Source organism: Mesorhizobium sp. M7A.T.Ca.US.000.02.2.1 (assembly GCF_003996995.1).
Taxonomy (GTDB): Bacteria; Pseudomonadota; Alphaproteobacteria; order Rhizobiales; family Rhizobiaceae; genus Mesorhizobium.
This window is the reverse complement of sequence record NZ_RZTT01000228.1, coordinates 1-9885: the sequence shown is the minus strand read 5'-3', so window position 1 is coordinate 9885 and position 9885 is coordinate 1. Positions and strand designations below refer to the sequence as shown.

Below are 9885 nucleotides of genomic sequence, written 5' to 3'. Positions count from 1 at the left end.
GAGTGACTCTATGCGGAAGATGATTATTGCCCTGGTTGCGGTGGTTGCCGTCAGCGGCTGCACCTCGACCGAACAGGACGTGGTTGGCGGCGGCTTGATCGGCGCCGGTGTCGGCGGCTTGGTCGGCGGCGGCAAGGGCGCGCTGATCGGCGCGGCCGTTGGCGCCGGTTCCGGCCTGCTGGTGCGCAATCTGCGCAACGGCTATTGCCAATATCGCGATCATCGCGGCCGGATCTACACGGCTCGCTGCAACTAATTCGGCGATAATCGAAACGTCGATCCGGAGGCTGGTCCGCTGGCCTTCGGATTTTTCATGTCCGGACGCTTGATCCTTTTCGGGAGAAGGTCGCGCTCAATTGGCGAGTGGAATTTTGATTTCCACGTTCAGCCCATTGGCCTGGTAGTCGCGCTTGATCGTACCGCGTAATTCGCGCGTCACGTTGAGATCGATCAGCTTGGTGCCGAAGCCGGTTTCGGCGGGAGCTTCGAGTTTCTTCTGCCCGTTTTCGCGCCAGTTCAGGGCCAGTGTCCTGTCGCGCCCACGCCCTTCCAGAGACCAATCCACTTTCAGTGCCCCCACGGAATTGCCGGCTTCGCCGTATTTCAGCGCATTCGTCGCCAGTTCGTGGAAGGTCAGGCCGAGCGCTTGCGTCGTGGTTTCGTCAAGCAGCACCTGCGGCCCTGACAGCAGCCCCTCGGGCAACTCCTTGCCGAACACCTGGCCGAGTTCGATGCGCAAGAGATCGCCAAGATCGGCCTTCTGCCAACGAGAGCGCGTCAGCATGTCCTGGGACGCTGCCATCGCCTGCAGCCTGGCCGAGAAGGATGCGGAAAACTCGTTGACGTCGGTAGCCCGCGATGCCGTCTGGCGCGCGATCGCCAGCACCCTGGTGATCGAATTCTTGATGCGATGCTTCATCTCCTGCAGCATCAGGTCTTTTTCGATCAGGCTCTTTTCCGTGGTTTCGTGCAACCGCGACGCTGCCTCATAGGCCCGCTCCTGATATCGCGCCACCAGCGCGATGGCGCCCGCCAACAGCAGGCCGAATAGCCCCAGCATCACCGGAATGGCGCGCGACGACGGCTGCGAGAAGGCGCTTGTCGGCCGGAACAGGACAGTCCATGGCCGTCCGGCGACGATGATCTTTCGGGTGACCAGCAGCCTGTCCCCGAAAGTCGAAGCTGGCGGCGTCTCCGACCGGAACAGCAGATTGTCGCCGCTCACGGCACCATCGCCGTCATAGATTTCGGTGTTGACCGGCAGTAGCGGCGACCGGCTGAGCGCGGTCTGGAACAGATCGCGAGCCCGGAAGGCCGCATAGAGAAAACCTGATGTCGAGGATCTCGAAGCATTGATGACGTCGGGAGCGGTTTCGACATTGAGCCGCACGAAAACGAAGAAGCCGGTGAACGTCTGCGAGGCGCCCGTGTCCTGGCCCAGTTGCACCAACCCGCTGGCGTGCTGCTGGTCGTCGGACATCGCCTTTTCGATCGCCACACGCCGCATCGGTTCGCTGAACATGTCGTAGCCGATGGCGGCTTGGTTGGATGGATCCAGCGGTTCGAACAGCACGATAGGGGTACGCCAGGGTTGCGTGGTATCCGGGTAGATTGGATGACTGACGCCATAATCGTGCAGCATATCGCGTTCGACCGTCGCCTCGTCGCCCGTCTTTGCCAGCCTGAGGAAACCGATGCCGCGCAAGCCGGCGAAATTCTTGTCGACATCGAGCGCGTTGAAGAACGCCTTGAACTCATTGCGAGAAATATCGCCATTGCGGGCGTCGAACAGGGCCTGCGTCGAGCGCAGCAGCGACAGATGCAGGTCGATGCGGCTCTCGATCCGGTTGAGCGCGTCGTCGGCAGTCGCCTCGAACTTGATGCGCGCGGCTTCCTGTGTGGCGAAATAGGCGAAACCTGCCATCACCATGCTGATTAGTGCGACGGCGATAAAGGCGATGATCGGGAAAAGCTTCTTCAACGGATCGTGCGGTCCCTGAGCGATATCGGACCTTTATGGGCAAGTCGCCGTGCCAACACAATGCCAAGGCCAAGCCATCCTTACGGCTGGCATATCACGTGTCCGGCAACCGCGAGCTGGCTTGATCTCAGGCCGCGATCTTCAGCGCGCCCGGTCCTGGAATGGCGCCCGGCGGGCATTTGCCAAGAATGATCATCCCCAGCACCTCGTCCTGCGTGACATCGGTGGTGCGGGCGGTGCCAACGACCTGGCCGTTCTTCATGACGCAGACCCGGTCGGCAAGCTCGAACACATCGTGGATGTCGTGGCTGATCAGGAAGATGCCGATGCCATCGGACTTGAGCTGCTTGACCAGTTCGCCGACCTGCGCCGTTTCCTGCGGACCAAGCGCCGCCGTCGGCTCGTCCATGATCAGGATGCGGGCGTTGAACAGGATCGCACGCGCGATCGCCACCGATTGCCGCTGGCCACCCGACAGCTTGATCACCGGCTCCTTGAAGCGCTGGAAGCGGGGATTGAGCCGACCCATCACCTTGCGCGCCTCGGCCTCCATGGCAACGTCGTCGAGCGTGCCCCAGGCGGTCATCAACTCGCGGCCGAGGAACAGATTGGCGGCGGCGTCGACATTGTCGGCCAACGCCAGCGTCTGGTAGATCGTCTCGATGCCGTATTTCTTGGCGTCGCGTGGATTGGAGATCGATGCCTCCTCGCCGTTGACGAAGATCTGGCCCGAATCGCGCTTGTAGGCGCCGGACAGGATCTTGATCAATGTCGACTTGCCGGCGCCATTGTGGCCGAGCAGCGCCACGACCTCGCCGGGGAAAAGATCGATCGAGGCGTCGTCGACGGCGCGGATGCCGCCAAACGCGATCGAGATGTTCCTCATGTCGATCAGCGCGGTGGCTGCAGGAGCAGTCTTGTCATTCATGGCATGCCCTCCTAGACGCGCTTGCGATAGACGGTGTCGAGCCACACGGCGATGACCAGTACGGCGCCGACGACGATGCTCTGCAGCGGCGAGTCGACGCCGAGCAGCACCATGCCGGACTGCAGCGACTGCATCAGCAGGGCGCCGAGCATGGCGCCGATGATCGTTCCCGACCCGCCGGCCAGCGACGTGCCACCGATCACGGCGGCTGCAATGACGAGCAGTTCGTCGAGCGTTCCAAGCACGTTGGTGGCCGAATTCTGCCGGGCCGAGGAGATCGCCGCGGCAATCGTGGCCAGCACGCCCATGATCATGAACACCTTCATGGTGATCCATCGCGTGTTGATGCCGGCGAGATTAGCCGCCTCGGGATTGCCGCCGATGGCGAACACATAGCGGCCGAAACGGGTGCGGTTGGTGATGAAGGTCATGACCAGCCCGACGGCGACCGCCATCAGCACCGGTATGGCGATACCGTGGGCGATGAACAGGCCGCCTTCGGGAACGGTGATGTTGTTGGCGGCCGCATATCTGTTCACGATGCCGATCGGCCAGGGGTAGGAGTTGGCGAGCCAGACCGCACCCATGATGGCGCCGCAGGTGACGACTCCAAGCAGCGCCTCGGCCCAGATCGGACGTAGCGGAAACCGGAAACGCTTGCGCTGCACCCGCCCGTTGAACAGCCCAAACACCACGGCGAGGCAGGCGACGATCCCAACGACCCAGCTCCAGGTCGCGCCGATCGATCCCGCCGGCCCACCGCCCATCAGCTGAAAAGTGGCGTTAAGCGGCGCCACGGTCTGGCCTGAAGTGACCCACCAGGCGGCACCGCGCCAGACCAGCAGGCCGCCCAGCGTCACGATAAAGGCGGGCACTTCGAGATAGGCGATGACGAAGCCTTGAAAAGTGCCGATCAACAGGCCGAGCGCCAGGCCGATGACCAGTGCCAGGACCCAGATCCACGGGTTGCCGAGTTCGAGCCCGACAAAGCGCACCAGGAAATGCACCTGGGCAAACCCCATCACCATGCCGATCAGGCCCTCGGCGGAACCGACCGACAGGTCGATGTTGCGCATGACGATGACCAGCACCATGCCGCAGGCCATGATGGCAACCGCGGATGTCTGCACCGACAGGTTCCACAGATTACGCGGCGTGAGAAAGGTGCGGCTGTCGAAATCGAGCGGGTTGACGCCAAGGCGCAGGCTGGAAATGACATGCAGCCCAATCCAGATGACCAGCAGCGCGCCGATCATGCCGAGCATGCGGGTGTCGATCTCGGTCGCCTTCAGGAACCGGGCGACGGCGCCGAGTTCCGACGCGCGCGCCGTATCGGTCTGCGGGTTTGACGTCGTATCGGTCATGGTTTCCTCCCACCGGCTGGCCGTCTGACGCGCATGCCGGAGCCCAGCCTAGAAGCTATCCGCATGATGCGGAAACACAATTCTTTGAGAAAACGCCGCGGCTTTTGGGCCGCGGCGTTCAGATATTTCAAAGTGGTACGGATCAGTTACAGGCCGCCACGGTGCCGGCGGCGACACCCGCACAGACTTCGTCCTTCTTGATCCAGCCGGCGTCGATGACGACGTTGAGATTGTCCTTGGTGATGGCAACCGGGGTCAGGAACAGCGACTTGACGGTGTTCCCGCCTGGCGTCGTGAAGTCCTTGGCGCCGGCAATGTCGCTCGTCTTCTTGCCGTCGGCGAGCTGCGAAGCGATCTCTGCAGCGTTCTTGCCCAGTTCGCGCGCGTCCTTCCACACCGACACGGTCTGCGTGCCGAGGGCGATGCGGTTCAGCGCGGCGTGGTCGCCGTCCTGACCCGAGACCGGCACGGTGCCGGCCAAGCCTTGAGCCGTCAGCGCCGCGACGACGCCACCGGCAGTGCCGTCATTGGCCGCGACCACCGCGTCGACCTTGTTGTCGTTGGCGGTCAGGAACTGTTCCATGTTCTTCTGGGCGTTAGCGGGCAGCCAGCCATCCGTGTAGGCTTCGCCGACATTCTTGATCTTGCCGCTGTCGATGGCTTCCTTGAGCACTTCCATCGAGCCCGAGAACAGGAAGTCGGCATTGGGATCGGCGCCGGAGCCCTTGATGAAGACGTAGTTGCCTTCCGGCTTGACCTTGAACACTTCGCGGGCCTGCATGCGGCCGACTTCCTTGTTGTCGAAGGTCAGATAGAAGACGTCCTTGTTCTCGATCAGCCGGTCATAGCCGACGACCGGAATGCCTTCGTCCAGCGCCTTCTGCACGGCCGGGCCGATGGCCGAAGCGTCCTGCGCCAGGATGATCAGGGAATTGGCGCCCTGCGAGATCAGGCTTTCGACATCGGTAAGCTGCTTGCCGGGATTGGACTGCGCATCGGCGGAGATGTACTTGTCGCCAGCGGCCTCGATCGCCGTCTTCATGGCGGCTTCGTCGGTCTTCCAGCGTTCTTCCTGGAAGTTAGACCACGAAACGCCGACAACCTTGTCCTTCGCCTGCGCGACAGACGCGAGCGTCAGCGACATGGCGGCACCCGCCAGGATGGCGGCCGTGAATCTTTTCATATTATCCTCCCTGCGCCGCGTATGGCGCGACCAAACTGACCCGAGGGCCGGCACAGAGGCTCTATTTTTTCGAGCCTCGAAAAAATACTGGGCCAACGCCCGAACGCTGTCAACATCGATTCTGATGGATTTTGATGTCATTTCGAGTTTTTTTCGAGTCTCGGAATAAATAAATGACACGGCGTGCAGCTTCTGCCAGTATTTACCGGCGTCACCGACAGCGTTCCATGGGCAGGAGGAACCGCGGCGACCGGGAGGATATGAAAGAACATGTCGGTCGGAATCCGCCACGACGATCTGCGCCGCCGCAACCGCGCCATGGTGATCGCGGCAGTGCGCCGCGCCGGACAGCCGTCGCGAACCGAGATCGCCGCGACCACAAGCCTCAGCCATTCGACCATCTCGGCGATTTCATCCGACCTGATCGTCGAAGGCATCCTGACCGAAAGCAAGCCGAGCGAGGCCGGCTCGCTCAAACGCGGCCGGCCGCAGGTCGGCCTCAGTCTCAATCCGGAAGCGGCCGCGGTAATGACCGTGGTGCTGTCGCTGAACTTCCTCTCCGTTGCCGTCATCGACTATGCGGGCCAGGTAATATCCGAGGAACAGCGCCGGCTGGACACGCTGACGATGTCGCGCGAGTCGCTGATCGGGGAATGCACGGCCATCGTGCGGCGCCGCCTGGCAGATCCCGACCTGGACGTGCGCAGCATCGCCCGCATCGCGGTGGCCATCCAGGGCATCACCGACACCCGTGCCCGCGCCATGCTGTGGTCGCCGATCACGCCGCACACCGACATCGCCTTCGCTGACATATTCGAAGACGAGTTCGGCATCCCTGCCATAATGGAGAACGACTGCAACATGATGGCGGTGGCGCTGCGCTGGCGCGACCCCGATCGTTACCGCGACGATTTCATCGCTATCCTTTTGTCGCACGGCATCGGCATGGGACTGGTGCTGAAGGGTGAATTGTTCACCGGCACCCATTCTTCGGGCGGCGAATTCGGCCACATGATCCATCGGCCGAACGGCGCGCTATGTCGCTGCGGACGGCGCGGCTGCGTCGAAGCCTATGCGGGCAATTACGCCATCTGGCGCAACGCCAGGCAGATGGGCGAGGATGCAGAACCCGTTGCCGATGTCAGCGACGCCGACATGCGCGCCCTGGCTGCCGCGGCCCGCGAAGGTGACGGACCCGAACGGGAAGCCTATCGCAAGGCCGGAGAAGCGCTCGGCTACGGCCTCGGCAGCCTGTTCGCGCTGATCGATCCGGCGCCGGTCGCCATGGTCGGTGTCAGCGCCGCCGCCTTCGACCTGATCGAGCCGGCATTGCGGCAAGCGATTGCCCAGACCGCCGGCGGCCAGCATTCCAAATCGATTTCCTTCGACACCGAGCCGAACGAACTGCCGCTGATCCGCGAAGGCTGCGCCATGCGGGCGCTGATCTTCGTCGATCAGGAGATTTTTGCGCCGGGCGTGCAGGCGAGATCCGGTTTCGGCGGCAAGAACGTGGCGTGAGTTCAAACGAGGGAGTTCAGTCCTCTCGGATGGCGTATCCGGCCCCACGGATCGTGCGGATGACATCAGGCATACGGCCATTGTTGACCGCCTTGCGCAGCCGGCCGACATGCACGTCGACCGTGCGCTCGTCGATGTAGATCGTCTCGCCCCAGACATTGTCGAGCAGCTGGCTGCGCGAGAACACGCGGCCTGGATGGCGCATCATGAATTCGAGCAGGCGGAATTCCGTCGGCCCAAGCCGGATCTCGCTCTTCTTGCGATAGACACGGTGCGACTCGCGATCGAGCACGATATCGCCGACCTTTAGCACGCTGGACAGCACTTCCGGCTTGGCCCGGCGCAGCAGCGCCTTGACCCTGGCCATGAACTCCGGCGTCGAGAAGGGCTTGACCAGATAGTCGTCGGCGCCGGTCGACAGGCCGCGCACGCGGTCGCTTTCCTCGCCTCGCGCGGTCAGCATGATGATCGGCAGCCGCTCGGTCTCGGGACGCATTCGCAGGCGCCGGCAGAGTTCGATGCCCGAAACCGCAGGCACCATCCAGTCGAGCACCAGAAGATCGGGAACGTTCTCCTGCAGCCGGATTTCGGCCTCATCGCCGCGCGTCACCACCTCGACCTGGTAACCTTCGGATTCAAGATTGTAGCGGAGCAGCACGCCTAGCGGCTCCTCATCCTCCACCACCATGATGCGTGGTGCGATCATCGGCTGGTCACCCCTGTTATGCCGCTGGCGCGGACATTGCCGTCTCGTCCTGCTTCGGACGATTGGCTGGCAGCTGCGTGCCGGTCAAAACATAGTAGGCATTTTCGGCGATGTTGGTCACGTGGTCGCCGATCCGCTCGAGGTTCTTGGCGCAAAACAACAGGTGCGTGCACGCCGTGATGTTGCGGGGATCTTCCATCATGTAGGTCAGCAGCTCGCGGAACACCGAGGTGTATTTGACGTCGATGCGTTCGTCATTGTTTCTGAGCGTGGCAAGCGCTGCCGCGTCAGCGGCGGCATACTCGTCGACGACCCCCTGCACCTGGATCAGCACCAGCTGCGCCATCGCGTCGATCGAATGCGAAAGATCGTGCGGCGTGACGCTCAGCCCGACAGTGCCGACGCGCTTGGCGATGTTCTTGGCAAGGTCGCCGATGCGTTCGAGGTCGCCGGCCATGCGGATCGAACCGACCACCGCACGCAGATCGTTGGCCATTGGCTGGCGCTTGGCGATCAGCGTGATGGCGCGATCGTCCAGCTCGCGCTGGCGGGCATCCATGATGGCATCGTCGGAAACCACGCGCTGCGCCAGCGCATTGTCCGAATTGAGCAAAGCCTTGGTCGAGCCACTGACCATCGAGCGGGCGAGATCGCCCATGTCGCGGATCAGCTGGCTGATCTGCTCCAGATCTTCATCGAAAGATGCAACGGTATGTTCACCCATGATCTTCGTCCCTCATATGCCTGAGCTCAGCCGAACCGGCCGGTGATGTAGTCCTGGGTGCGTTTGTCGTCGGGGGTGGTGAACATCTTGTCGGTGGCGCCCTCCTCGACCAGATAGCCTAGATGGAACATCGCGGTGCGCTGCGACACGCGCGCTGCCTGCTGCATCGAATGGGTGACGATGACGATCGTATAGTTCTGGCGCAGTTCGTCGATCAGTTCCTCGACGCGAGCAGTGGCGATCGGGTCGAGCGCCGAACACGGTTCGTCCATCAGGATCACCTCGGGTGACACGGCGATGGCGCGTGCAATGCACAGACGCTGCTGCTGGCCACCGGAAAGACCCGTGCCAGGTTCCTGCAAACGGTCCTTCACCTCGTTCCAGATCGCCGCCTTCTTCAAGCTCGACTCGACGATCTGATCCATGTCGGCCTTGCGCTTGGCCAATCCGTGGATGCGCGGGCCATAGGCGACGTTCTCGTAGATCGACTTGGGGAACGGATTGGGTTTCTGAAACACCATGCCGACGCGCGCCCTGAGTTCGACGACATCGATGTTCTTGTCGTAGATGTCTTCTTCGTCGAGCGTTATCTTGCCGGTTACCCGCGCGGAATCGATGGTGTCGTTCATGCGGTTGAGGCAACGCAGGAAGGTCGACTTGCCGCAGCCGGAGGGGCCGATCAGCGCCGTCACCTGATTCAGGCGGACGTCGAGATTGACATCGAACAGCGCCTGCTTCTCGCCATAGAACACGCCGACCTTGTCGCCGCGCATTTTGATCACTTCGTTCGACTTGGCGTTCATCTTATCGCCCACTGCATTTTCAAGGGACTGTTCGGTCATGATGTTCATACCAAAATGCCTTTTTTCTACCAGCGCCGCTCGAACCGACGCCGAAGCACGATCGCGGTGATGTTCATGGCCATGAGGAAGACGAGCAGGATGATGATCGCGCCCGACATGCGCTCGACGAAGGCGCGTTCGGCCTCGTTCGCCCACATATAGATCTGCACCGGCAGCGCGGTGGCCGGATCGAAAGGCGTCGTCGGTGGATCGGCGACGAAGGCGACCATGCCGATTAGCAGCAGGGGCGCGGTTTCACCGAGCGCACGCGCTAGACCGATGATGGTGCCGGTGAGGATGCCGGGTGCGGCAAGCGGCAGGATGTGCTGGAACACCATCTGCATCTTGGAGGCGCCAAGACCGAGAGCCGCCGAGCGGATCGACGGCGGCACCGCGGCAAGTGCAGCGCGCGTCGCGATGATGATCGTCGGCAGCGTCATCAGTGTCAGCACCAGGCCGCCGACGAAAGCGGCGGAGCGCGGCATGCCCAGGAAATTGATGAACACCGCGAGGCCGAGCAAGCCGAAGACGATTGACGGCACCGCTGCCAGATTGTTGATGTTGACCTCGATAAGGTCGGTGAAACGGTTCTTCTTGGCGAACTCTTCCAGATAGATGGAGGCGGCGACGCCGATCGGC

10 protein-coding genes are annotated in these 9885 nt (G+C 62.4%); 2 read left to right on the top strand and 8 right to left on the bottom strand.

What is annotated here, in order from left to right; all coding sequences use genetic code 11:
* Positions 1–10: 10 nt before the first annotated feature.
* Positions 11–256: a membrane lipoprotein lipid attachment site-containing protein gene (locus EOD15_RS20745; RefSeq protein ID WP_023810994.1), complete on the top strand. Its 246-nt coding sequence runs from the start codon at positions 11–13 to the stop codon at positions 254–256.
* Positions 257–352: 96 nt separating this feature from the next.
* On the opposite strand, the gene EOD15_RS20740 is transcribed toward EOD15_RS20745, so the two are convergent.
* The 4 genes from EOD15_RS20740 to xylF form a co-directional block, all read right to left on the bottom strand.
* Positions 353–1981: a CHASE domain-containing protein gene (locus EOD15_RS20740; protein ID WP_127321395.1), complete on the bottom strand. Its 1629-nt coding sequence runs from the start codon at positions 1979–1981 to the stop codon at positions 353–355.
* A 127-nt stretch (positions 1982–2108) separates the two neighbouring features.
* Positions 2109–2909, bottom strand: a complete 801-nt coding sequence (locus tag EOD15_RS20735; RefSeq protein ID WP_127267717.1) for an ATP-binding cassette domain-containing protein — start codon at positions 2907–2909, stop codon at positions 2109–2111.
* 11 nt (positions 2910–2920) lie between these two features.
* The gene (locus tag EOD15_RS20730) at positions 2921–4273 is read right to left on the bottom strand and encodes a sugar ABC transporter permease (RefSeq protein WP_127321396.1); all 1353 of its coding nucleotides are present in this window, start codon (positions 4271–4273) and stop codon (positions 2921–2923) included.
* A gap of 142 nt (positions 4274–4415) precedes the next feature.
* Positions 4416–5456, bottom strand: a complete 1041-nt coding sequence (gene xylF, locus EOD15_RS20725) for a D-xylose ABC transporter substrate-binding protein (RefSeq protein WP_013529274.1) — start codon at positions 5454–5456, stop codon at positions 4416–4418.
* A 270-nt stretch (positions 5457–5726) separates the two neighbouring features.
* Between xylF and EOD15_RS20720 the strand changes: the two genes are divergently transcribed.
* Complete coding sequence (locus EOD15_RS20720) at positions 5727–6974, top strand: ROK family protein (protein WP_127408784.1); 1248 nt, start codon at positions 5727–5729, stop codon at positions 6972–6974.
* A gap of 16 nt (positions 6975–6990) precedes the next feature.
* Here the strand turns inward: EOD15_RS20720 and phoB are convergent, their stop codons facing one another.
* The 4 genes from phoB to pstA all read right to left on the bottom strand — a co-directional run.
* A complete protein-coding gene (phoB, locus tag EOD15_RS20715) occupies positions 6991–7680 on the bottom strand; it encodes a phosphate regulon transcriptional regulator PhoB (protein WP_010911896.1) in 690 nt (229 codons plus the stop codon).
* Between the two features lie 16 nt (positions 7681–7696).
* On the bottom strand, positions 7697–8404 hold the full coding sequence (gene phoU, locus EOD15_RS20710; RefSeq protein ID WP_127267720.1) for a phosphate signaling complex protein PhoU: 708 nt from the start codon (positions 8402–8404) through the stop codon (positions 7697–7699).
* Between the two features lie 26 nt (positions 8405–8430).
* Complete coding sequence (pstB, locus tag EOD15_RS20705; protein ID WP_127267721.1) at positions 8431–9255, bottom strand: phosphate ABC transporter ATP-binding protein PstB; 825 nt, start codon at positions 9253–9255, stop codon at positions 8431–8433.
* 17 nt (positions 9256–9272) lie between these two features.
* A partial coding sequence (gene pstA, locus EOD15_RS20700; RefSeq protein ID WP_127408783.1) for a phosphate ABC transporter permease PstA occupies positions 9273–9885 on the bottom strand: 613 nt, incomplete at its 5' end.

What these genes read in the sequence shown, in the direction of transcription:
- pstB (WP_127267721.1), bottom strand. Translation starts at nt 9,255, where the DNA reads ATGAACATCATGACCGAACAGTCCCTTGAAAATGCAGTGGGCGATAAG.
- EOD15_RS20720 (WP_127408784.1), top strand. Translation starts at nt 5,727, where the DNA reads ATGTCGGTCGGAATCCGCCACGACGATCTGCGCCGCCGCAACCGCGCC.
- EOD15_RS20745 (WP_023810994.1), top strand. Translation starts at nt 11, where the DNA reads ATGCGGAAGATGATTATTGCCCTGGTTGCGGTGGTTGCCGTCAGCGGC.
- EOD15_RS20730 (WP_127321396.1), bottom strand. Translation starts at nt 4,273, where the DNA reads ATGACCGATACGACGTCAAACCCGCAGACCGATACGGCGCGCGCGTCG.
- phoB (WP_010911896.1), bottom strand. Translation starts at nt 7,680, where the DNA reads ATGATCGCACCACGCATCATGGTGGTGGAGGATGAGGAGCCGCTAGGC.
- EOD15_RS20735 (WP_127267717.1), bottom strand. Translation starts at nt 2,909, where the DNA reads ATGAATGACAAGACTGCTCCTGCAGCCACCGCGCTGATCGACATGAGG.
- xylF (WP_013529274.1), bottom strand. Translation starts at nt 5,456, where the DNA reads ATGAAAAGATTCACGGCCGCCATCCTGGCGGGTGCCGCCATGTCGCTG.
- phoU (WP_127267720.1), bottom strand. Translation starts at nt 8,404, where the DNA reads ATGGGTGAACATACCGTTGCATCTTTCGATGAAGATCTGGAGCAGATC.